The organism is Candidatus Nitrosotenuis uzonensis (assembly GCF_000723185.1).
Classification (GTDB): Archaea; Thermoproteota; Nitrososphaeria; order Nitrososphaerales; family Nitrosopumilaceae; genus Nitrosotenuis; species Nitrosotenuis uzonensis.
In genome coordinates, this window is sequence record NZ_CBTY010000006.1 from 67082 (window position 1) to 90981 (window position 23900).

Below are 23900 nucleotides of genomic sequence, written 5' to 3' on the forward strand. Positions count from 1 at the left end.
AATGTCATTTTGGGGCATATCTGGCAGAAATAGCTTGATGATGGGTCAAAGTATTGTTCAGACAGAACGCAAGGATATGGCAATAAGAGGAGCATCTTCCTCCAAGGTCCAAAACGTCAGTGCCTAGTGTAAACTGAATTCCGTCAGACTATAGAATCTGGTAATAAATAATGAGTGTGAACCCAATACCCTCCATTCCCCATATTATTTCAAGGATCGTTATTTTTTTTGCAAAATTTTTTGCCAGATTTTTTCATTTCAGAATGATGTTAACATCATACTTTGTATCATACTATGATTTTGCAATTTTTTTATAATGTTTTAAATTATTCATGATTCTAGATTTTCCAACTCATAATCTTCATCAAATTTTTGTTGAAGATCATGAGATAAATTCAGAAAATAATATCGTTAATTTACAGGATAGATTGAATTATACTCACGCGTCTCCTCAGCTAGAAAAAAGCATCAGAGATAATAGTCATCTGGATATCCACAATTCCATAACGTTATGATTTCTTTGCCGAGTATGCTATCTTTTTACCATACTCTGGCAACGCTTCAGGCCTAGTTTTTACATAGTTTTGTATCTCCTTAGAAGACAGCGTGACTTGGTCGCCATTTATCTGCAATATTGACTCCCACCGTTTTAGCAAAATTGCAAGATGCTTTTCATCTAGCATAAAACTGGATTGAAACTTGGCTTTGCTGCCAATTTTTCTGAGTGCGTGTAAAAGCCAGTGTTCTATCTGCATTGATCTTGAATCAACCAGTACATTTGCAATAAATTTTCCTATTCTGGACTGATCCATCATCTGCGCATTGTTTAGATAAAGCTGCACTTCCCTGACAAAGTACCAGTCAAGACGATGTATCTTCGAGGAGTTTGACGTTGATTCTCTTCTGGCGCCCTCTTTTAGGCGCTCAATTATGTACTTGAGGTCGGGTTTGGCAAGAGTCTGTATTGTAGCTACAATGTCTTTTACGTTCTTGTCTGCCTCGTACTGGCCGTCCTTTCTTTGCTGCGTATATCTTCCGACTTTGGATACAATGAGATCCTCCATACTGACGCATCTAATCGTGCCATATCCAGGCACTTGGCCAAGTATGACGTGAGACCAAGAAAAATCGTTCATTGGCAACGAATACAAGCTATTGTCCCAGATTTGGACAGTAATTCCAGACTTGAAATAAAAGTCTGCGACTTGAATGCCGTCTTTGTCTTTTTGAAGATTGCTGGAGGCAATATCTGGCTGCTCCTTTAGCAGATTGACTGCCTTGTCATAATCGTCAACTACAAAATCAATATCAATTGTGGGCCTTATCATGACATTGTGGATTGCTAATGCCCCAGCACCAAATATGGCATACCTGATTTTGTTGGATTCAAGAAGATTCCCAAAGTAATATGCGGATGGCAGCCAGATTCTGGGCTGGACTTCGGTCCTTGGTGGTGTTATTTTCTTTCGTTTGCCCTGCATGTGAAATTACACGTTCTACACTGCATTTTCAGAGGGGACAAACATCATGTCTTCCCTTGAGCCTTGCTGCATGGCGTTTTTTTCGGTATCCTTATCCGAAATTCTTATTACAACGTCCTCATCTGAGTCAGCCATCCTCACTATTTGTTCTGTATAGTTCACATCATCCACTGGAAAACATTTGACATAAATCACAGAACTTGCATTGCCGATTGTTTGACGGGGATCCTCCGTGGTCCTAATGCCTATTCCGTTGAACCCCTCATTGATAATTTCTCTTGCCTTGCTGTGAAATTTATTTGGAACCGCAACCTGGACCATGTTCCGTGATTCGTTTTTAGTGTACTTGATTTTGCTTGTCCCAACAAGGGCGTAATCGATATTGTGTTTTTCAAACATGCGTGCAACAAAGGTATCCGGATCCCATATTATGGAATTGATCCATTTTGCCGATTCAACCATGGACTTGACAACTGGGTGATTGCGATTGGTGACTCTAACAAAGACTTTTTTGCCTATCTTTGTGGCCTTGATGACTCCAATATTTTCAAAGGCGTATACCACTCTGCGAACTGTTGGAAACGGGATTCCTGTCCGGTGCGCAATTCCTGATATGGTGGAGCCTTGTCTGGCTACGTCTATTATCCTGGCGTTTCGAAAGTCGGGGATTGATTGCATACTCATATTTATTATTAGACTAAGAGATTTATATAACTTGCTATGATTTAGTCAAAAATGAGTAAATAGTATTATACGAATAAAGAATGGTGCGGAAAAGCTGGAGATGTGGATTTTGTGAGAAAAATCAAAGTTAGAAGCCTTGAGGCACACGTTCTAGCAAGGCATTCCTATGGAGATATCTTTTTGACAAAATCCACAATCAGGGACTCATCAAAACTAATGGTCTTGTTGTCTACGATTTTTACCGCATACAAGTTTTTGGCACCTTTCGTTTATCTTGTATGATACATTTGCCATCCCGCATATGGTAGAAACTATTGCTCCTTGTTGGCCTTTTGATGACAAAAGACTTAGATCTCCAAAACTATTCGAATTTCAGAGCGGTACTTTGGTTTTTGAATACTAATTGTTGTACCGTCCAACCGCAATCAACGGAGTTCCAATATGCGATGTTAATAAGGTTTGATACAATATACATTGAATCAAAACTTAAAAGGAACCACTAAATGCATTCGTAGTTCTATAGTAAATTCGTACCCTACGTAGTTGATTCTATATGTATAGTATGTTGAGATAGAATCCATCGTCAAGGTTTTATAGTGAAATCTTATAGAATTACATTACCATTTATGGAAATCACAGAACAGGTAAAACGAGTATGACAAGACATGATGTTCAAAAAAAACAGAAAATATTGGTGAATTTGAGCCAAGCAAGATAATTCTACCACGTATACTAAAGGCATTACTTGAACACAGTTCTATTGGAAGAACTATGTTGGCTACCATTGTCAATACCAATTATCCTATAGTAGCAAGTCATTTGGTGTGGCTTGAAGCTCGGTCTTACGTTGAATTTTTAATAGAAAATGGCAAGTTATTGGTAAAACTAACGGAAAATGGCAGAGAATTTGCGTTAAAAATTGCCAGTATTCCATATTGATTTTGAAACCGATCCCACAAACTATGGGTTGATAAAGATTACGTAGAAAGTTTACTGAAAAAGTAAAACTTTTACTTTTTAGGTAAAAACTCTACGTTTCTTTTATTAGATAGTAGGAAGGTAGGATGGATAATGACTTTGAAAAACGATAAAAAACGAACTCAATCTAGAAAGTACTCACAATTTGTTTTGGCTACAATCAGCATATCTTTGTTGGTTTTTAGTCTAAATCCTGCAGCGGCAGTGTTGTACTATCCTCAAAGAGCTGATTGGGAGGGGCACGATAGTGCAAAAGGCACAAGATCTACTCTCGACATAACAACCCCTTCCTTAGCTACTGGAACAAATTGGTGGTGGGCAAAAACCTTTGCATTAGGCATGGTTGTTGTAGATGATCCTGTTAAAGGTGCAATGGGAGCAGGATGGGCAAGTTATATTCCTCTTGGAAGTAGTACGGCAGTAAAACAATATATCGTATACAAATATGATGTATCTGCTGCAAGTCAGGGATATAGCTTTGGAGGAAGTACGTCTGGTAGTATAACCACCCCGCGAGTAGAATATACCTCGGGGGGGTTGTTGGGATAGGGTAGTAAACGGAGTTACTTATAATGCATGTGTAAGCGGCATGACTCAAGGACATGCAAAATATTACACATCAAGAAGCCATAGTGGAAACACAGTTCCCGAACAGCTCAATCCAAACGAATACAAAACTGCAGGAGGATCATGGCAATACTTCTCTCAGAATCAGCAGCCATATTATTGTCATGCAGATTACGCCATTCAGAAGCTTAGTTCTGGAAACAAGTTTTTGACAAGTACTATGGCCTCTGGGAATAGCTGTACATACGGAGGCTCTGGTTTATCTGACAGCAACGCCATACCAGGTTAGGAGAAAGGAAATGATAAATAAAAAATTCACAATAGCCGGTTCTTCGATAGGTCTAGCTGCTCTCCTGGTATTCGTATTTGCTGCTCCTGGATTTACAACACAGACAAACACCATCAAGATGGGCTGCATGAGCCTAGATGAGGTAAATGCAATATCTACTATGAAGGTTAGATCGCCGACCCTACCTGCTGGATTTACTTTGCATTGTGGTCAAGCATCACTTTATGAAGCTGAGTTACTATTTGCGGAAGAATCTGCTGAAAAAGGAGCAACAGTGAAGGAAAACATGCTTCAAAAAATCCAAAACGGTGCAATTCATGTCTACATAACTGACCTAAAAAGCAAAGTAGGGAATGAAGATTTCCAAAAAGAAATTGGTAATGTTGACGAGCAGATAGTAAAGGAATACGAACATATCAAACAAGTCAATCCCTCCCTAGATCCTCAACTTGTCCAAATAAACGGTAAAAAAGCGTGGGCTTACGAGGCTTGTGAAGAATGCGGAAAACAAACTGCAACTTTTGAAGATGGCTCAGAGATTACCAATTCATTTGCAGTACCAGCTAGAGTAGAGTTCTACGATGATAATGGCATTAGATATTTCCTTGAATCGAACAGGCCGTTGTCAGACCTAATTGATGTAGCAAGATCGCTACAATCCTAATTTTTTATTTTTTTACTAAACATCATCGTACTGACACTAAGCCACCGCTGCCTTTTGCTTGTAATTTTAGCTGAAAAACGTATGGTAGGGGTAAATTTTTACCCGCATCCACTCGGACCCGCTTTCACTGTGTATGCAAGCCCATTTGATTTATGGAATATTTTTACAAACGAATTTGTAGAATACTTTAAGAATCTCCTACTAAAATTCAAAAGCAAATGAATCGTTTTGTTACTAGTTTTTTCTGTATGCTAGCTTTTTTCATTTACGTAGATGTAGAATCAGCGGAAGCACGAGAGATTGCCCCATTTAGTTTCCATCTGGATGAACAGCTGATGATTAGCACTAACTGGTCCTATATGGAAACCGGCGGAAAGCCTGCATCTGTTGTAATGAAAGGAGAAGAGGTAGAATTACCATTGAAGATCTTATCAGCAACAACAAAACCAGTTAATCTTGAATTTCATGTAACTTATGGAATCGAACAAATCGGCCCAGCCAAGATGCCACGCGGTGTTACAATAGAAATAACTCCAAAGAACATGCTATTAAAACCAAATCAAGATCAAACATTGAAAATCCATGTCAAAGTGGACAAAAATGCCCCATCAAACAAATACGACATACAAATTGTAGCCCAGTGGCCAGAACCAAATGGCTTTGTAGGGACTTCATTTTCCCTCCCTGCAGGAAAAGATTTTGGTCCAGATTCTATTGCTGTTAATTTTTTCCCTCCACCACTAAAGCAGACAAAGGATGGAATCTTGCTAACAGAAGTGGTTTGTACAAATGACTACGTTCTGGTTCTCAAGGCATCCAGTAATATTCCAGCTTGTATTAGTCCAAAAAACGTATCAAAATTAATTGAGAGAGGATGGGCAAAAGCCGAGCAAAGATCTGAATTTGTTGAATTTATGAATGTGAGATTTACACCTGCCAAATTTCCTGGTTTGACTCGTGATATGGAAAAATATGCAATAAACTTTACAGAGCAAGATTTGGAATCTGTTCCAAAAGTTAAACAAATGTTAGAGCATGCATTATCTGCACCAAAGATGCAACTATGTGATATGGTCACTTTAGAAGAGAATAATCCACCAAGTAAATACAAAATCATTACGTTAAGGCCATTTTCATTCCTTACTCAAAGTTACCTTATATCTCAGGAATCCAACCAGTATCATTCATGGGCCAATAAAAATTTGGAAGCATACCAAGTTCCAACACTGCCTGATTATCATTATTTGAGATACAAAGGAGAAGTTTTTACTTTGACATTTATACCACTATCTGAACAAGAGGCATATCAAAGGTATTATGGTATTGATGAATCTCTTTTAGGTCCAGAAAATACATCACCGCGACTATGCGTTATAACAGATTCCTATTCATACGTCCAGGGTGATACCATAAAAATTTCAGGTCAAGCGAAATTTACAGATCCACCGCTATTAATGCAAATTCGCTTTGAAGGTATTTTAGTAGAAGAAAAAATTATTCCAATATCGGAGGATGGTAGTTTTTCACAGTCAGTAATTACATCAGGTACTTCGTGGTATCATGTAGGAGAATATGAAATAGTGGTATCCGACAGTAAAGGAGTCAGCTACGGTGTTACATTTGAATTAACGCCAAGAAACGATTCCAGTGATCAATCGTAATTCTGTTGACGATAAACTTTAACAATCTGAACTAGCACCATATTGTAGAGCCATAAAATCATGAAAAACCACAAAAAATCTGTGGTTCCGGACGCTGGAGCAGGTGAGAACCTGTGGGCCCATTGGATTTTATTTTAGAATCAAAATTTCGCTGATTTTTTACCTCAATTAAAAAATACTTTTAGAAACTGAAATGGAATTTTCCAATTTGTACGGAATTCTTTGGAAATCCAAGGTTTGGGCTTGGAAGGATTTGAACCGTATGTAGGAGTGAGCCCATTTCACGCTCAAAATTGGCATAATTATCAGAATTAAAACCTAGTTTAAGCAACTTTTTCACAAAATCATCCATAGAATTTTTGATACTTGTATGTTGATTTGAGAATTAGCTCAATCCAGATTTAATAAAAACTTAAATGTCATTATGACTGTGATGTAATTCTATAGCAAATTCGTACCTTCCGTAGTTAGTTCTATATCAACAGTTTGTTCGGATAAAATACTGCGTCACAGTTTTATAGTTGAATAGTTTGACTTTTTCCATTATTGGAAATGAAAGTTGAACGCAAAAAAAAACTAAAAAGAATTGACTGGGATATTGCGGAACGAATCATACTGGTATTGTATGACAAAGGGGAGCAGAGACGAACTCCGCTTGCAACAAAATGCAATCTAAACTATGCAAACTGCCTTCTTTATATTCAATGGATGATGTACTTGGATCTTGTCAGGTGGAAAACTGTAGGGATGATGAGGATCTGGTCTGCCTCACTGAGAATGGGATGAAACTGGGAAGAAAACTGCAACCCCTTCTAAAATTTGCCAACTAAAAACACCGTACTTAAGTCTTGCTTACTCCTGTAATAGTATTGCAGGAGTGAGTTCGTCTTATTAATTAGTAGGAAGGTAGGAATCAACAATGACTAACAAAAACATCCAATTCACATCCATTGCAATTGTAATGGCATTTGTGGTAGGTTTCAGCCTTGTAGGAATTCCTGAAGCTGACGCCGCAGCAATTGACGAAAAATTTGTCGAATATGCCAAACAATACCAAGATGTGAAAGAAAGAAAAAATACTGCTACCGGTGAAGAAAAAATACGATTAGAGCAAACAGAAGCAGATCTACTTGCTTTTCTAAACAAACAAGGATTGCCAAACGATGAACAATACAAATCTAATCCATCATATTGGATTGATTTAAGACATACAGTTCTTGAAAGAGAACAAAAGCATGATTCTGTAAGCCAAGTTGATTATTCTGGAGATAGTCAAATTACACTAGCATGTGGATGTACACACGGCCTGAAACTAAAAGCTGGATACTCTGTCTATGCTTGGGGAATTTGGTGGCCACACTATGCTAGCTTCTTCACAGAAATTGGAGTGGGTCAAAACAACTATTCATTGATTTACTTCAATGATCCTGAAAATGATTATGTCCAGCCTTTTCAATACACACAATCAAAGACTTCAGGAAAGACAATCAATTATGATTGGGAATACACTGCTCATGACGCAAGCTACGATCTAATTGCTAGTAACACTGGCGGTGTCAACCACTATTATCCAACGACATCTAGTTACTTTGTTGTTTATAGTCCAACTCTAAACAATGTAGAAAATGGTAGCGAGTTTAAATACAGCGTAGAAGTCAATAGTATCTCATGATAAAAGATACCTCCTCTTTATTTTTCAAATCAATAACTCTAAAAAGAAAAGATGGAGAAATAACGCATGATTATCTTTGATTACAATCCTCAATTTTTTAAATTACATCCAGAGTATACAAGAGAAGAGCTGCTGAAACTACAAGAGGATATTCTTGCAGTGATTTCAGAGGGTTCTGATGATATTGAAAGAGATCTAAATTCTAAAATGGACAGATACCACATTCATGTTATTTTGAGAGAATGTCACGATCGAAAACTTATACAACGAGAAAAACTTGGATATGAAATTATAAAAGGTGACAAAGTACCACGTTACAGATATTTTACTATCTAGGATTCAATAAAATTAAAATCCAAATCGAATTTATTCAAATCTTAACGCATGAATCCGATTCTGTGTAATCCACGGGGTTTGTTCTTGGTGTTTACTTTCGGGGCTGGGCGGGTTGAGGAATCATGATTGAAAGCCACCTTGGCAAACTGGATTTTGTAAAGTCGGTAATCGAGCAAGCCGCCTCCGTAACGCAGTTCTATGCAGAATCGCATCTCATGTAGATGAAGGACTGGACGTGTCTGTGCGGAAGGTTTGTACGAGACAAGCGTCTCTGCCCAAGCTGCAAGCTGATGAGGTTCAGCATAGAAAACTCGACAGTTCTTGATTACTGGGGTTTGAAATTGGGTGCTGTATCAAGCGGCTCGCCATTTAACATGCCAGTAAACTCTTTCTCAGAGCACGTCCTAATTTCCGCAATTTTTGAATAATTTTCTGATCAGGAGTTTTGATATCAAAATTGTAGTTTTAGCTATGGTCTTAGTTTATAGTCAAATCTAATCGTCTTATCTATGCCCCCACCATTACTTTACAGCTAAGAACTAGGATTTGACTCCTGATAGTTTCTCTTTGATGGCATCATACAAAAGCTCGTCTTTCTGGGTGTCCAGCAAATCCTGAATAAACTTTTTGGGGTCTCTTTTCCATGCCAATACGGTCTGCAAATGACTTACAAATGTGGGAAACGCATTCCTTTTTTCATATTCGACAGACCAGTCAAACCTGCCTGTATTTATCCCGCCCCTGAGTGCTACAAAAACAATGCATGTACTTATCTGCTCTTCTGGCACACCTTCCAGTATGGAATGCATTTTTCTATATACTGCGAGCTGTCTTTTGTGATCTGAGACACGATTTGAATTCTTGTCCGTTTTGTAGTCTATAATGAGGTAACCTTTATCATGCTGAAATATCGCATCAATAAATCCGATAAACATCAGGCCCTGATCATCGCATGTGATCATGGATCCAAGTGGAAGCTTTCGCGGTTTTTCCACTCCGATTATCTTCAAGCCTAGAAAATCCCTTTTAATCTGCTCTATAGCCTTCATGCCGTTTTCCACAGCCCTGCGTACATCATCGGCAAACTGCTCTGGTCTCGCACTACCCTTGGAAACTTCTGCTAATGCGTGGTGAACCGCAGACCCAAAATCGGTCGCAGCATGATATCTTGGTATCTTTATGATGTTCTCTATGAGAAATTCATAGGGATCTGTCTTTACACTTGAATACGAGAAATGCTCCACATTTTTGAAATAATCTATGATGGTCTCCTCAAGCCACCCGTTCTCTGATCTTAGCAATGCTTCGGATTCTTTTGTTCTACCAGCTATGAATAGCGAAAAGGCCTCTGACAGCCTATTGTTCAATCTGGTCGCCACCATCTCATCCTGTCTGTCATCCACTTGTATTTCAGATAGGTTTTCCACATAATAGTTCCTTGTATTTTTGTCATCTGTTATCACCACAAGCTTTTCCTTTGCCCTAGTGAATGCCACAAAGTCAACTCTGAGTGACTCTTCTTCAAGTTCAGTCTTGACGTCAATGTCACTTGACTGCAGTATTGCCTCCACAATCATGTCTACAAAAGTCGTTCTTTTGGATGTAGTTGGTATGTAGACAACCACATCAAATGCCTTGCCCTTTGCCTTGTGAACTGTAGTTAGTGTTATCTTGGAGGAATTATTGCGTTCAACATAGGACTCTTCTGCTATGGAAATATAATCAAAGAGACCTTCCTCAGTAGGAATACCCATGGCAAGATATTCGTCTATCTGCCGTTTTACGGATATTGCCGTCGCAAACCACTCCGAACCTTTTGAGACGCACAACGGAAAGACTACTCTGTCAAACAGGCTATCAAATTCCTCCCTTTTCATTGCCATTCCCCAAGCTTTGATCTTCTCCAGCTTATCTGATTCCTTGTTTTTGTGTGCTCTTGACATATCAAAAGCCTCCTTTAGGGTATAAGGTGAGAATATAGTGAATGCAGCCGATATCTTGGCTTCTATTCTATCCGATATCAGCCCTCTCACAAAATTCAAAATCTCTCTTTTAGCCTGCTCTGTTGTTGCCTGTGATGACGTTGATGAATATCTTATGTTGTTAGCATCAAGATATTGCGATATCTCGATAATCTGCTTGTTTGTTCTTGTGATTATGCCTATTGTTTTCTCTTGGTTTGTCTCCACCACTTCGAGTATCTTGGAGAGGTATGCGGAAGTAGAGATTATCTTTGGTATCTGACCTCTATCCATGGATTTGAAGCAAGCCAGTTCGCGCTCAAACATATCTCGGTTTTTGGTCCTATTAAGAAAGTGTTCTTTAGAATAGTCCAGTATCTCTTGACAGCTTCTTCTGTTAAGTGAAAGCAGCTTTGATTCACAGATTCCTGTGAACTTGAGAAAGTTCTTTATCGAGCCTCCTTGAAATCCGAATATTGCCTGCTTGGAGTCTCCTACCAGAAACAAGTTTTCACCTACCATCTGGGCTATCCTTGCCTCAAGCTCGTTCATATCCTGCATCTCATCAACTAGAACGTGTTTGAATTTTGATCCGCGAAATTTCTCTATGAATCTCAAAAGCATGTCTGAATAATCTATCGCATTTCCTTTGGAATCCTCGTAGTGTATGTATGCATCAACAAAATATCTCAGAAATGCCTTTATCTCGTCAAGTGAATATGATGTCTTGGCCTGATCGTACAGTTTGTCAAGTAAGGCGTTTGCCTTTTCCACATCTATTTTGTCTGGCGTTATGCCAAAGCTCTTAATGTATCTCATAGCATTTTCAGTCTTTGGGACGATATCTGATATTATGTAGTCTTTAGAATAATGAAATGCATTATTTTTCTCAAAACTTCCAAGAATCATGTATCTCATTAGATTATTGCCTACAATGTCGCCTGTCACCACACTCGAATCTACTAGATAATTATACGCAAAGCTATGAAAAGTGTGAATATTCAACTTCATCAAATCCGAATCAGACAGTTTGCCCTTGGCCATCTTGAAGATGGCATCGAACATCTCTTTCTTTGCCTTTTCTGTAAATGTTATGCAGAGAATCTCCTCCGGTTTTACTCCGCTCTCAAGCAAGCTCATTACCTTCATTGAAAGAGTAGTTGTCTTGCCCGTACCAGGATTTGAGATAACTATGGTGTTTTTGTCTGAATTTAGTATCTCAGCTTGTTCCTTTGAAGGCTGCAAACTGGTGGGCATACATTATTTCTGGAATTTTACCTATACAAAAAGAATTTTGCAACGTTACGTGCCAGTATGTGCATCAAATCAGGCAACTGCACGCGTAATTGGATTTACGATCTCTTTAATCACGCCAATTCGTATCATAGCATGATCGCATGATCCACAGAAATGTTAAATGCGATTAACACATTTCCACAGTTGGAAATGTGAGATATGTCCGATGGTATTTGGAACATTTTGGTTTAATTGGCCTCTGTATGGACTATTCCAAAATATACCAAAACTACCTGCCATTAATGCAAACATACTTGCGCTGAACCCACTCCCGGCGACAAAATCTGGGCTGCGGGTTTTTTTCAAAAAAAGACTACTTTTAGGATACATTTTTGCAATTATGGCTGCAGTCCTGGCAAGTCTTACACATTCACTATCAAAGCCTTTGCTTGATGGTATAGAGCCGACACAGTCTATGAATCCACTGGTACTTGCCGTACTAATTTACATGGTGGCAGGCCTATTTCTCACTCCTGTAAAAAAATCCGACAAGTCAATACGCAGGCTGGGCGCAAAGAATCTTGCCCTTCTTTCCATGATTGGAATTGCCGAGGTTGCCGCAATGATCGTTTCGTTTTTTGGCATAACGGAAACAACTGCAGTAAATGCATCCATATTCATCAACGCAGAAATAATATTCTCAATTTCAATTGCGGCAGTTTTATTCAAAGAGCGTCTCAGGCAGAATGAGATACTCCCGTTCGGCCTTGTACTGCTTGGGGTGGTTGCAATACCAGTAGGCTATGACTTTTACCAGCACGGCATGGCGTTTACAAATCTTGTTCTTGGGGACATGCTGATAATACTTGGCGGTTTGTTTTTCTCAATTAGTAACATTATTGCAAAGTATCTAAGTGGTAACATTGATGCAAAGCGCATCACACAAATCTCATCGTTTGTGGCAGCTGGATTTGGTCTTGTGATGATATTAAACTTTAACATACCGTTTGATATTCAACTCTCTCAGCTGCCCACGGTGGTGGCAATGGGAATACTGGATGTAGGCCTTGCGACTCTTTTGTTTATAATCGCGCTTCGAACCATAGGGGCAATCAAGACAATACTCATATTTTCTACCGCCACCGTTTTTGGCATGATCTTTGCCCATGTGTTACTGGGCGAGTCCATAACTGCTCTGAATATCGTATCAATAGCTTCTGTTTTCATAGGGCTTTACTGGCTAAGGAAAAGATTCTCAGAAGAAGAGGCAGAAAAGCATACAGCGTAGTTATTTTTTGCACAAGAGCGTGGTATACCAGCCGCCAAGTGCTATCTCCTTATAATCTTCAAATCCTTCAGCAGAGCGTCGTTTCATAATATCTAATATCTGACTTGCGGTCACAGGATACACACGTTGTTCCACTCCATCAATATGGAATAACTCGAATCCAAATCCAGTAAGTCTTTCCAAATATTCTTTTGGCTCTACACCAGAGTTTGCAATTGCATTTGGCCAGAATTCCGTTAGTAGACTGACATTCTTGTTTTCCGTTATGGTCTTTTCCATTCCTGTTATGGCTTTTCCTTCCGAACCCTCTATATCCATCTTGATAAAATCGACTCGAAGATCACCTGCCTCGCTTTCAAGATACTGATCGATTGTCACGGTTTTTACATCAACAGTATTTTCGGTCGAATCTGATCCAGTGCTGTAATGATAGTCAAAGAGGCTGTGCTCTGAGCTATAGTATGGGGAAAGGTACAGCTTTGCACTTCCGATCTTATCTGATACTGCACAATTGATCACTTTGACATTGTCAAAACCGTTTTCCCTTGCACTTGCCCTGATCAAATCTACATTGTGTGCAAACGGTTCAAAAGAAAACACTCTCCCTGCATTTCCAACCAAACTTGCAGCAAGCATTGAATAAAATCCAAGATTAGCCCCAATATCCACCATCGTATATCCTGGCTTTAGATTCTCCCTTATTACGGCAGTCTCCAGTTTTTCATCATTGTATGCACCTGTGAACTTTACCTGTCTTGATAGATCCTTATCGGATTCATCCAAAACCATCTTGAACTTGCCAAAGTCGTGCACCCACGTCTTCATGCATGGTATTCTCTAATACCATTTAAATGGATTTAACAGGTAAAGTTCGTACCTGATTTTATGAAGCCTCAAGAAGTACCAAAGAGAATTGATTCGTTGAGCCTTGGCGTTATTTTCATTATAATCGCACTCGGAGTAGTATTTCAGATCTTTAACTATTTCGTAATAGAGCAGATGGATGATGAGCTTGATGTAATTGAAATCTCAGTTACAGTGGTATTTGGTATTGCGGCAGTGATGGTGTTTCTAGTTTCCAGAAGCTACAGCTGGAAGACTGAGGTGTTTGGCAAGACATACTTCTCACTAGGTATGGCATACTCCATGTTCATAATAGCTGAAATAATCTGGGATTATCATGAAGTGGTTCTGAAGACTTCGCCATATCCTTCGCCTGCCGACGTATTTTATTTTGCATTTTATCCATTTACCATATATCACCTTGTAAAGAATTGCAAATTCTTCAAACCGAAGCTTGGCAAGATTGAAAAGACATGGCTTCTTGCAATTCCTTTAGTAATAATAGGAATCTATTCTTATTCTGCGTATGACCAACTAGGTGAATTCAATCTTGATTTTTATTATGGAAGCGTATTTGTCATAGGAACATCAGTTACACTTACTTTTGCGATTCTTGGAGTCACAATATTCCGACATAGTTTGCTTGGAGTGATCTGGATGTTACTTGCATTCGGGATATTTCTGAATAGCTTGGCTGATGTGTGGTATTACTATCTTGAAATATTTGATCTTTATTCAAGGGAGCATGTCACCATGGCACTTTGGTTTACTAGCACGAATTTTATCATATATGCACTGTACAAGCACTACAAATCGATATGACCGGCTTATTGGCATCAGATGAGGAACTCTGAAGCATTAATTCCATCCTCGGTAAGCTCTATCCATCTATTTCTTCCAATTTTTTCTACGCGGACAAACTTCCACTGGTTTTCTAGTGGCTGTATGATGTTCTTGTCAAGACTTGCAAATCTTGCCTGCGTCAAATTCTCCTCCCTTGCGTTAACCGTGATCAAGTGGTCTCTTTCTGCAATATCGGCCATCTGTTTTTTTGTTATTTTACCGCCATGATCCCTGATTATCTTAAGTGCTAGGATAAGCTCAGGCCTTGGTGTGTGGATCTGATACGCTGGTATCTGGATGAGGTTTTTCACTCCGTACGACATCTGTTTTCCCTCAAAACCAGAATATCTTTCAGCTTCGGCATAAAACGGGATTATACTGTTATTTTCATTGAACATCATGCATGCCATCATGCATGCAATTGCTTGAATTTTTGAGCCTGATGCAAGATTCACATAAAGCGTGTTCTTTTGTTCGCTCTCAATTATTCTCTTTACCGATTTTATTATATTAAAAAGGTCTAGCCTGTCATGGTATTCTTTTACGACCCTGATCTTTTCCCTCTGCAGCTGTTTTTGGATCTTCTCTATATACGATCCTGCTTTATCTTCGCTTGGTTTTTCGTGCACCAGCAACCAGACCTTGTCAGCTTTCATCTCTTTTGCTGGCATTACAACTCTGTCGATCTCAAATCCGACAGGGGCTATGTGTACACGGAGGGTAGTGAGATTACTCATGAAAGTATCTAAAGTATGCTTACTATTGTGATATTATATAATAATTTCTACAGTACATGTGCTCTATGAACAAATCGATAATGTTTCCAAGAATAATCCGAGAATTTGATGACGGTCATGACGAAGAGCCGATGGTTTACAAGTGCAGCTAGGTGGTCGCAGTGCTGACTGAAGAGCAAATAAAAAAACTACTGGCAGATATCAAATCTGCTTATCTTGTAGGCTACTTTAACAACGATCTTGATACTGAGGCAGAAAAATGGGGCCAGATCCAGATTCTGGAATGGATTCTTTCCAAATAATTCTCATTTTTTAGAATATGGGTATAAAAGCTTAGTCAATTTTAATAGAACAATCTTTGGCGATCTAGTGTAAAGCATAACATGTTTTACAAACTGCACTCGTCACTGGCACGCTTGCATAACTAGCAAGCAGTGGTCTACCAGCCTGTTGCTATTGGCATTGTCTGATCGTGCCAGTGACCATTCTTAAATTAATCAGGTTTTCTTACCGTGTGAAATCGCTTCGTACAGGAGAGGCAATTATGAATTCATATCTGGTACATTGCAAATATGGTAAATCAAATCTCATTTTGACAAACTTCCAAATTATGATTGAAAATTTTAATGGACTTGTGCTGTCACTTGAATACTCTGAGATCTCAGACTTGCAACTAGTCGATTTAAAGTCGGCCAGAATATCTTGGATGGAAGGAGAAAGTCTCTATCATCTTTCCATCAAATCAAACATGGCATCAAAAATCATACATGATTATGTTATTGCCAAGCAAATCTATGAGGAAAAATATGCATCTGTCCAAGAATACAAGGAATACGTTTGAAATAACGTCCAGTCCTCATGGAAAAGGATACCTGCATATAACTGATTCTGGAATCTACTTTGAATCTTTGATATATGGTCGTGTTTTCTCTCTTGACTTTGATACTATTACAAGGTATGGTATACAAGGACGACAGTTCAGAATCGACTGGATCATAAATGACACAAAATTATACTATGTTTTAACTGCGCCGTCCCCAAAACGAATCTTGGTTTCATATCAGAGAACAAATGAAGAATATGCACGTTCTGTACAGAAATAAACTGGGTATTTGATTACGTAGATCACTTTTGAAGGTCTTTAGAGTCATGTGAGAGTGTATTTTTCCCAGATCTGTCATGCCCCATGGGGGTTGGTTGAAAGTTTCTTTCAATAATTTGAGTGTTTGTCAATGTGGGGCTATGCAGACTCCTTCCAATTCTGGTCGGGTCGGTCATAGAAATAGAACCTACCGTAGATCTGGCAAGATCTATGCCAGATACTGCAAGATTTCTCATGCCATGCATCGCATTGAATACGCCTGACGCAAGGCGCATTCCACTACCACTTACAATTCCACCTACGACCGTACCAGCAGATACCGCACCAGTGATTGCTGATGACACAGAATGGAAAATCGAACCGAGTGCAGGAACAATCATGACAGGAATAAAAGTGACAAGCCCCATGACTGCAAGAGCCGCAAACCATTCTACGATTGGATCTGGACTGGCTGATGCGAATGTCTGCAGATGTGCGACTCCGGCAACTAATGCAAGTGCAGAAAACAGAGGCGCCATAATTAGACCGAACAACGCATCTATCATTCTACGAGTAACTCTTCTGAACATAGGCAGCAATGATAAGACTAGCACAAGCGGTATTGCAATTGCAATAATGGCAGTGAGTATCAACCTGATCGTGCTCAGAAGAAACGTCAAAAACATGAATACCAAAAATGCTACTGCTTTGAATATTGCAAGAAATGTGGTCATAAACATGTTTTTGAGCGTGGTAAAAGGATCTGTTACACCTGCCACAAGCTTGTCTAGTGAAAACTTGCATGATTCATCGTTTGGATGGCATTCTATACCGCTTCCAAGCTTGTTCAGAAGATATGCCACATTGCGTGAAGGTCTATCTGGCTCTTCATAATTTAGTATCCATACGGATGTATGTTCAACTGAAATCGCAATGAGATCCCATAATGGGGGGAAAAAGAAAAAAAACAAGATAAAGATAAGACCTCTTGACAGAATATTGTATCCGGTTTCTGGTGGGACGAAGTTGATATGTTCAAACATAAAGGACATTCCTGCAAATATTATCACAAATACAAATGCAGTCAACGCAATGTTGCGCAGGATCTGATAAATCTCAAAATTCCTATTGCCGGTTTCTCTACCGTTGTCTATGCTGTAGTCAAATTTAGGCATCTCTGTTATGAGCTTGATGTATGATATTTCAAGAACATCAGACCAGGTCAGAGTTGCTGCCACAACAGCTATTATGGCAACTACGATCCCTAGCATAATCACTCCGGCATCAAGAACAGCCGGACGATTCTTCAAAACTAATTTTACCACATGTTAAATGTAAAATTTGATTTTAAGATGCAGTTGATTGGAAACTAGAATAATTATTGACGTGATCACGCAGATTAGGTGCCTAGATCTGCAAATTATATCATATTGTCCAATCAAGCAACACCAGATGGTCAAGGTTGCAATCCTGCCGCTTCCATGATTTATAGCATGCCAATCGGGCAATTCTCAAATTGGTTTTTAAAGTAATCTGGTTTTGCTCTAGTTGCAAAAAATAGTAATTGATTTTGTAAATGTTGTAGCTACTACCTGCCTTCGAAAACAGATCGACCTTGAAAACATGGCAACAAAGCTGCCTAATGCTGAGCTTAACACCTCCAAATTTCCAGGCATAATTCTAAAAATCAAAAACCCGCGTGCAACAGCGCTAATTTTCAGCTCAGGTGCGCTCATATGCACAGGAACCCAATCTGTCTTACAGGCTCGCCAAACTACAAACAAAGTCATTGAAATGCTTAGCAATGCAGGATACAATGGTTCCGCAGCTAGAATAAGAATTGAAAACATAGTGGTGTCAGTAAATTATGGCAGGCAGATTAACTTGGATAAATGCGCAAGGGTACTACCAAGATGTATGTATGAGCCAGAACAGTTTCCAGCAGTATTTTACAGAATGGGTAATCCTATTGCTACCACGTTGATATACAAGACGGGGAAATTAGTCTGTACGGGTCTGAACACAGAGAAAAAGATTATTCTGGCAATAACGACTATGGAAAGGCAGCTACTCGAAAAACAACTATTCGTTTAAACGTCAAAAACGTGATAAAAAAACTCACAAATATTTTTTGCCTATTTTCTTTACCAAGAACTTGTTGCTAAAATATGCCTCAAGATGACTGATGCCAAACACAAATGATACTATGGAGATTGACACGACGTTAATGGCATGTTCAAAAATAATCGCAATTATAACTATGGTTGCAGTCTCCACCAAGAACTGGACTGGTACTGCCTTTTTACCCATTTTTCTGTACAGAATCGGAAACACAAGATTTCTTTCATGTTCAAGAAGTTGCAAATTTGAAATGGTAATTCGTAGATCAAAATAATAGCAGAAAATCCATACTGCAAAGAAAGGAAGTAACAGGTACTCTGGAACACCGGGTCTGAAATAAAAATAAAGGATAAGAGCTGCTGCCATGGGCATGGCAGTTCTCATATCTGCGAACATTATCTGAATGGCCGGAGGGCCAATTTCAGCTTTGAGACTGCGATTATCACCACAACAACTATGAGGCCGCCTCCCACGAATCTTAGGAATGGTAATATCTTGCTTAGCATGGTCGTAATTGCAGGCGGAATATTCTGTATGTTCGGATTTTCAAAATCCACTCCCAAAAGCCATTCCATTATGTCTTGGGCCAAGAATATTACAGCCCCCGCAATACCGGCTGCCACCACTATGTTGATGTATTTCTGTCTGTCTTCCTGATCTAGCGCTGCTTGGTTTAACATCATTCATCAAAATACGATTGAATTTAAGTTAGAAATCTCTGATGTGTATGATTTCTTCAAACACAGGATCTTTTATGCCCTCGACAAAAACTGACAATCTCTTATGTCCAAGTGTTTGCGGTATTATCAAAACTTCAATCTCTCCATTGTTATTTGTGGAAAGTGTGGATATTACATTACCGTCAAATTCCACTCTAGTCTTGGCATTAGAAATTGGAGTTCCATCTGGCATCTCAAGTTTTATCTGGAGACGCATGGGCTTGCGTGGATCTGCAAATACGTCTCGAACTCTAATCTGTTTTTGTGATGCTGGCATTATTGGTTCAAATAGCTTTGGTTGAGCAAGCTTCTTACTCTGATTCTTGTGATGTGTTTGCCACGTGATTGATTTTTTACATGATGTCTGTTTTGCAAGCATAAATATGATGATTGAAATTAGCTGCATTTCAGGTGGTTTTACATGGAATTTTTTGAATCCAAAATAACTACCGACTACAAGAGCTGTTATCGCTAGTGGGCTCTCAAATGTCTGGTATGCACTCCATGTGATTATGGCAGAAAAGCCTACTATTGCCATTTGTCTCATGCTTAACTTGCCAATTATTGGAAAGGCAAATACTGCCTCATGAAGTGGGCTGAGATCTTCAAAATAAAGGAGCTCAATCTGCTTCATATTATCTGATTGACAGAAAAAATAAAAGGAAATCTATGACATTCTGACTGACACAGACATCATTTCACGTAACGTAGATCCCTCAGGGGTTGTGACTATGACCTCAAGAGGTAGCGTATCGCCTATATTGTGGGCAATTATTGGGGAACCGGAAACATCGACTATTCTGGCCGAAGCACTACCTGTCTGGCCTGGACCCAACGTTGCTGGGAATATGGGCACAGTGAACGGTTGGAGGCCTACTGTGATCGGATCTGCGTCTATTTGCAGATTCACCACACTTGATGAGAACACCTTGTTTCCTGAATTCTTTATCGTTACTGACAACCATTGTTCTCCGTTTGTCTGCTTGAGCACGTTTGCGTTCTCTATGGTCATTGAGCCCTTCAATGATGCCGTATTTGCAGCTGATGCAAACACGGAATAACCGCTTATTCCTGCCGCGACTGCAACTCCAATCAAAATGATCGAGGTTACAGCAGGGGAAATTGCACGTCTTTTGCTATAGATTTCTGTCATTGACATAAAATATAATACAGCAGTTAAGGCAAAGCGCCTTTTTTTCTCATCCTGCTTTACTAACATGAAGGCAGTCAAGATCATATTATTTTTCACATTCACGATCATGTGGGTGTCAGCCTTTGTCCAGAATACTGTATTGTTTTTCTGCTGCATTGGAGTGCTTATTGTGCTTACGGGACTCACAGTAGACAGAGCGTCAATCAAACTAAGAATCCAAACTACATTTGCATTTACAAGATCTATTCTGACAAAATATGTAGGCAACGGACAGATGAAGATAAGAGTTAGCGCAAACAACAAAATCATTAGTTTTACAAAACCAGTGCTAAAGCATAGATTGTTGTCTCTTATACAAAAAAAACTTGGTCAACAAATAGAGAACAAAATAGCAGTATCAGGACGAGCTCAAAATCCAAGAATCCTTGCACAAAAAAGTCTCTCGTACGCACTAGTTTCTCTTTTAATATCCGTGCCGTTGTCAGCATTTTTGGGATTTTCTCTCAGTCCTGCCCTGTTTTTTCTTGTAGCCACGCCTATTATATGGTGCATCTATCCGATACTGAAACTAAGATTTGTTGTATTTGACCGTAGACTTGCAATAGATGATGAGCTTGCATTTTTCACACTATATGCTAGCGTTATGCAATCAGTTGGACAATATCTTTACCAGTCAATTGCAGACGTGATAGGCAGAGAAATATTTCCCGGCATAGAGAAGGAGGCAAAAATGCTGTGGAGAAACATACAGCTTTTTGGAATTGATCAACAAAGTGCGCTTAACATACACGCCATGACTCATCCTAATCAACATTTTAAGAATCTATTACTCGGATATGTCTCAATCAGCAAGAGTGGAGGAGATCTAGGAGCATATATGGAAGCAAAAGCTGGGGAGTTTTTTCGTAAAACACTATTCAAACATTCTGCATATCGTTCCAGCGCAAACATAATTGGTGAGTTGATGTTGATTCTTCTTACAATACTTCCGACTCTAATACTGACATCCTCATTTCTTCTTGAAGACGGCTCAATCATGACTATGATGGGACTGTCATTTGTTGTGATTCCAGTGCTCACATTATCTATTATTCTGACTATAAACTTCTCTCAACCAAAGCATTATGATGACGTACCGTTTGATCCTCGTTCAGTAATCGCAGGAATAATTACAACAATCATCTTGTTGACAGTAGAATATCCAATCTGGTTTGTGATTGGAGCAGGTATGGCTGCAGCCTCTGCATGTAACTTTCTGTTATGTGTTAGACAAATTAGACAAATATCGCTTGCCGACGCTGCACTCCCTGATTTTTTCAGAGATATTACTGAATATAGTAAAATTGGAATTCCGATTCAGAACGCAATAATAAAGATCTCAGAAGGGCGAACATACAATCGATATTTTGATGAACTTCTCAGAAAAATAGCCTCTTCCCTAAAGTATGGACGCGATCTTTCAGACGTGCTTCAATCAACAGCCGTGCGTTCCTGGATTGTAAGGACATCATTTTTCATTCTGGGCAAAATCGCAAGTAGCGGCGGCGGCACAGCTCAGATTCTAGAGCAATTAACCGCCTTTTCATCAGACGTGCATCAAACAAAAAAGGACACTCGGGCAAGTGTCAGCATAATTTCGTATTTTGCTCTGACAAGTCCACTTTTAATGTCCTATACCTCGGGGGAAATGTTAAGAATTTTACAAAAAATCGATCTCAGAATGAGTCCACTGATGCAGAATTCATTTAGCATTCAGTATGCACTTGTAGGAAGTGAGCTTACTGATATGATTGGACTTCTTATCGTCATATCGGGAACAAGTTTAGGCCTAGTTGTTTCAAAACTAGTTCATTTTACGGTAAAGCATACGCTACTTCTTCTAGTATCTTTGATAATTTCTATTATTTCAGTAGTGATCTACCCACATCTTCCATCACTGATTCAAACGTAGATGTAATCATGTTATTTGGAATAGTATTGTGATATGTCAAGACAGGCATTGTTATTTGATGTCTGAGCATGTTTGAGCCTTGTTAAAAATGAGATCCTACTCTGTAGGTCTTCCTCCGGTTCTACGTTCAAAATCTTGGCTGCATCGTAAACCTTGACACTCTTCTCAAGCAGATGCGCAATATTTCTGGTATCATACAAACCAGTTTTCCTATCGTATGAAAAAATCTCGTTAAATGATATGGAGTTGCTCTTGGAAAGTACCTCCTTTATACTTATTACCTTCCTTACAAAATTTCCATTCTGATCTCTCAGTCTTGTCATGTGTAGTATATACCAGAGTAACATGTGCTGTCCTGTCTTGATGTTTATCGGCTCAGAAGACAGCCGGTTCAGAGCTGATTCGGCTCCAGATGCATGAAATGAAGTCAATCCGCCATGTCCTGTAGCAGCACTCTGGAACAAATACTGGGCTTCCTGGCCCCTGACTTCGCCGACAACCTCAAAATCTGGCCGCATTCTAAGTGATGCCTTGATCAAATCCATTATTGTAATATCAAAATTTGACCTAGTGATCATGGGGGACGATCTCGTAACAAGTCTGACCCAGCGGTAATGCGGAATCTTTAACTCTGGCGTTTCCTCTATTGTGACAATCTTCCAGCGTGGGTTTGACATACCGATGAGTGCATTGATAAGAGTGGTCTTACCAGAACCCGTCTCACCAATCACAAGACCGAACGATTTGGCATCAATTAACATCCAAAGATAGGCTGTAATCAGCTCATCAAGAGCTTCCATTCGCAGAAGATGTGCTATGGTCAGTGGCGCTCGCGTAAATTTTCTAATATCAATTGTAGGACCAGGTAAGGAGATTTCATTTCCATAAGTTACAGTTATCCTGTCTCCATCCTTTGTCATTGCGTTCATTATGGGCATAGCCGTAGTGACAGAATTTCCAGATTTTTGTACCAATCTCTGTATGAACGAATTCATAAGATCAAAACTTCCGAACTGGAAATTTGTGTTCAATATGTTAAACTCTGTATGCTTGCGGTGAACCAAACCTACATTTCTGTCAAATCGTTCAACGGTGATTTCTTCGACATTTTCATCCCTCATTAAAACATCTAGAATACCATACCCTAGTATGTCACGAACAAGATAGTATCTAAGACTCTGAAAGTGTTCTGATAGAAGGCCTGTTACTGCTTGTTGTTCTGCTTCTTTCCAGATGTGGTCTTCGACATATTTGATGGGATCATCGGTACCATCCAGCGGCTCTAGAGAATGATAAAGATATTCCATAATCTGAGAATACATGGAATGAACATCCTTGGTAAGAGGAGGCTCAATTATCAGGTATTGTCCGTCTTGAGTGATGTAAATCTGGCAGCCATTGACCTTGTAGGAATCAATTATCTGTAAGCTAGACAGCTCCGCATGATGGTTTATTATCTCAAAGCTGAACCTCCTATTCATGCAGTCTATACATATTGTTCATAAAAGACGTCACAGCAGAATGCGACCTGATTATGGATGTAAGGCGTCGTTAAAATCCAAAACAATCTAGTTCTTCTAACTACAAACAAAATTCCAGCAGTATCATCGCCTTAATTGCTGTGTTTGTTTTGTA

At 39.3% G+C, this 23900-nt stretch carries 26 protein-coding genes; 15 read left to right on the forward strand and 11 right to left on the reverse strand.

The window, feature by feature from the left end; translation table 11 throughout:
- Positions 1-509: 509 nt before the first annotated feature.
- Both NITUZ_RS00975 and NITUZ_RS00980 read right to left on the reverse strand, forming a co-directional pair.
- Positions 510-1481 (reverse strand): DUF6036 family nucleotidyltransferase, encoded by a 972-nt coding sequence (locus NITUZ_RS00975; protein WP_048194339.1) that lies wholly within the window; start codon positions 1479-1481, stop codon positions 510-512.
- Between the two features lie 15 nt (positions 1482-1496).
- Positions 1497-2165 carry a winged helix-turn-helix domain-containing protein gene (locus tag NITUZ_RS00980; RefSeq protein ID WP_048194341.1) on the reverse strand — a complete coding sequence of 223 codons (669 nt, stop codon included), beginning with the start codon at positions 2163-2165 and terminating at the stop codon, positions 1497-1499.
- 111 nt (positions 2166-2276) lie between these two features.
- Between NITUZ_RS00980 and NITUZ_RS09940 the strand changes: the two genes are divergently transcribed.
- From NITUZ_RS09940 to NITUZ_RS09945, 9 genes are all read left to right on the forward strand, one after another.
- Positions 2277-2447 (forward strand): hypothetical protein, encoded by a 171-nt coding sequence (locus tag NITUZ_RS09940; protein WP_155991176.1) that lies wholly within the window; start codon positions 2277-2279, stop codon positions 2445-2447.
- Positions 2448-3317: 870 nt separating this feature from the next.
- On the forward strand, positions 3318-3692 hold the full coding sequence (locus NITUZ_RS00985) for a hypothetical protein (RefSeq protein WP_048194343.1): 375 nt from the start codon (positions 3318-3320) through the stop codon (positions 3690-3692).
- 40 nt (positions 3693-3732) lie between these two features.
- Positions 3733-3999 (forward strand): hypothetical protein, encoded by a 267-nt coding sequence (locus NITUZ_RS00990; RefSeq protein WP_048194345.1) that lies wholly within the window; start codon positions 3733-3735, stop codon positions 3997-3999.
- 10 nt (positions 4000-4009) lie between these two features.
- Positions 4010-4663, forward strand: coding sequence for a hypothetical protein (locus NITUZ_RS00995; protein WP_048194347.1), 654 nt, complete (start codon positions 4010-4012; stop codon positions 4661-4663).
- Between the two features lie 218 nt (positions 4664-4881).
- Positions 4882-6324, forward strand: coding sequence for a hypothetical protein (locus NITUZ_RS01000; protein WP_211198870.1), 1443 nt, complete (start codon positions 4882-4884; stop codon positions 6322-6324).
- Between the two features lie 552 nt (positions 6325-6876).
- The gene (locus tag NITUZ_RS01005) at positions 6877-7110 is read left to right on the forward strand and encodes a hypothetical protein (protein WP_155991181.1); all 234 of its coding nucleotides are present in this window, start codon (positions 6877-6879) and stop codon (positions 7108-7110) included.
- Positions 7111-7243: 133 nt separating this feature from the next.
- The gene (locus tag NITUZ_RS01010) at positions 7244-7996 is read left to right on the forward strand and encodes a hypothetical protein (protein WP_048194352.1); all 753 of its coding nucleotides are present in this window, start codon (positions 7244-7246) and stop codon (positions 7994-7996) included.
- A gap of 66 nt (positions 7997-8062) precedes the next feature.
- Positions 8063-8332, forward strand: coding sequence for a hypothetical protein (locus tag NITUZ_RS01015; RefSeq protein ID WP_048194354.1), 270 nt, complete (start codon positions 8063-8065; stop codon positions 8330-8332).
- Between the two features lie 221 nt (positions 8333-8553).
- A complete protein-coding gene (locus NITUZ_RS09945) occupies positions 8554-8760 on the forward strand; it encodes a hypothetical protein (RefSeq protein WP_155991184.1) in 207 nt (68 codons plus the stop codon).
- A 111-nt stretch (positions 8761-8871) separates the two neighbouring features.
- Here NITUZ_RS09945 and NITUZ_RS01020 read toward each other — a convergent pair whose 3' ends face one another.
- The gene (locus NITUZ_RS01020) at positions 8872-11550 is read right to left on the reverse strand and encodes a UvrD-helicase domain-containing protein (protein WP_081844818.1); all 2679 of its coding nucleotides are present in this window, start codon (positions 11548-11550) and stop codon (positions 8872-8874) included.
- 205 nt (positions 11551-11755) lie between these two features.
- Here NITUZ_RS01020 and NITUZ_RS01025 point away from each other — a divergent pair, with 205 nt between their 5' ends.
- Positions 11756-12817, forward strand: coding sequence for a DMT family transporter (locus NITUZ_RS01025; RefSeq protein WP_052370022.1), 1062 nt, complete (start codon positions 11756-11758; stop codon positions 12815-12817).
- Here the strand turns inward: NITUZ_RS01025 and NITUZ_RS01030 are convergent, their stop codons facing one another.
- Positions 12818-13642 carry an FkbM family methyltransferase gene (locus tag NITUZ_RS01030; protein ID WP_048194358.1) on the reverse strand — a complete coding sequence of 275 codons (825 nt, stop codon included), beginning with the start codon at positions 13640-13642 and terminating at the stop codon, positions 12818-12820. It lies immediately after the preceding gene.
- A gap of 60 nt (positions 13643-13702) precedes the next feature.
- On the opposite strand from NITUZ_RS01030, the gene NITUZ_RS01035 reads away from it, so the two are divergent.
- Complete coding sequence (locus NITUZ_RS01035) at positions 13703-14482, forward strand: hypothetical protein (protein ID WP_048194360.1); 780 nt, start codon at positions 13703-13705, stop codon at positions 14480-14482.
- 14 nt (positions 14483-14496) lie between these two features.
- Here NITUZ_RS01035 and NITUZ_RS01040 read toward each other — a convergent pair whose 3' ends face one another.
- Positions 14497-15240 (reverse strand): HFX_2341 family transcriptional regulator domain-containing protein, encoded by a 744-nt coding sequence (locus NITUZ_RS01040; protein WP_048194362.1) that lies wholly within the window; start codon positions 15238-15240, stop codon positions 14497-14499.
- Positions 15241-15392: 152 nt separating this feature from the next.
- Between NITUZ_RS01040 and NITUZ_RS09950 the strand changes: the two genes are divergently transcribed.
- A complete protein-coding gene (locus NITUZ_RS09950; RefSeq protein ID WP_177309429.1) occupies positions 15393-15542 on the forward strand; it encodes a hypothetical protein in 150 nt (49 codons plus the stop codon).
- Between the two features lie 308 nt (positions 15543-15850).
- Complete coding sequence (locus tag NITUZ_RS01045) at positions 15851-16081, forward strand: hypothetical protein (protein WP_155991190.1); 231 nt, start codon at positions 15851-15853, stop codon at positions 16079-16081.
- Between the two features lie 284 nt (positions 16082-16365).
- Here the strand turns inward: NITUZ_RS01045 and NITUZ_RS01050 are convergent, their stop codons facing one another.
- The gene (locus tag NITUZ_RS01050; RefSeq protein ID WP_048194366.1) at positions 16366-17631 is read right to left on the reverse strand and encodes a hypothetical protein; all 1266 of its coding nucleotides are present in this window, start codon (positions 17629-17631) and stop codon (positions 16366-16368) included.
- Between the two features lie 238 nt (positions 17632-17869).
- Here NITUZ_RS01050 and NITUZ_RS01055 point away from each other — a divergent pair, with 238 nt between their 5' ends.
- A complete protein-coding gene (locus tag NITUZ_RS01055; protein WP_048194367.1) occupies positions 17870-18415 on the forward strand; it encodes a TATA-box-binding protein in 546 nt (181 codons plus the stop codon).
- 24 nt (positions 18416-18439) lie between these two features.
- Here the strand turns inward: NITUZ_RS01055 and NITUZ_RS01060 are convergent, their stop codons facing one another.
- Genes NITUZ_RS01060 through NITUZ_RS01075 form a run of 4 tightly spaced genes read right to left on the reverse strand, consistent with a single transcriptional unit; the run spans position 18440 to position 20500 of the window.
- Positions 18440-18838: a hypothetical protein gene (locus NITUZ_RS01060; protein WP_048194369.1), complete on the reverse strand. Its 399-nt coding sequence runs from the start codon at positions 18836-18838 to the stop codon at positions 18440-18442.
- A complete protein-coding gene (locus NITUZ_RS01065; protein ID WP_155991193.1) occupies positions 18838-19122 on the reverse strand; it encodes a hypothetical protein in 285 nt (94 codons plus the stop codon). Before NITUZ_RS01065 ends, NITUZ_RS01060 begins: the two co-directional genes overlap by 1 nt.
- Before the next feature lie 28 nt (positions 19123-19150).
- Positions 19151-19795, reverse strand: coding sequence for a hypothetical protein (locus NITUZ_RS01070; RefSeq protein WP_048194373.1), 645 nt, complete (start codon positions 19793-19795; stop codon positions 19151-19153).
- Between the two features lie 33 nt (positions 19796-19828).
- Positions 19829-20500: a hypothetical protein gene (locus tag NITUZ_RS01075; RefSeq protein ID WP_177309430.1), complete on the reverse strand. Its 672-nt coding sequence runs from the start codon at positions 20498-20500 to the stop codon at positions 19829-19831.
- Here NITUZ_RS01075 and NITUZ_RS01080 point away from each other — a divergent pair.
- Positions 20484-22265, forward strand: coding sequence for a type II secretion system F family protein (locus NITUZ_RS01080; RefSeq protein ID WP_177309431.1), 1782 nt, complete (start codon positions 20484-20486; stop codon positions 22263-22265). The genes NITUZ_RS01075 and NITUZ_RS01080 overlap by 17 nt on opposite strands.
- A gap of 11 nt (positions 22266-22276) precedes the next feature.
- On the opposite strand, the gene NITUZ_RS09600 is transcribed toward NITUZ_RS01080, so the two are convergent.
- Positions 22277-23746 (reverse strand): type II/IV secretion system ATPase subunit, encoded by a 1470-nt coding sequence (locus NITUZ_RS09600; protein ID WP_052370023.1) that lies wholly within the window; start codon positions 23744-23746, stop codon positions 22277-22279.
- Between the last annotated feature and the right edge of the window lie 154 nt (positions 23747-23900).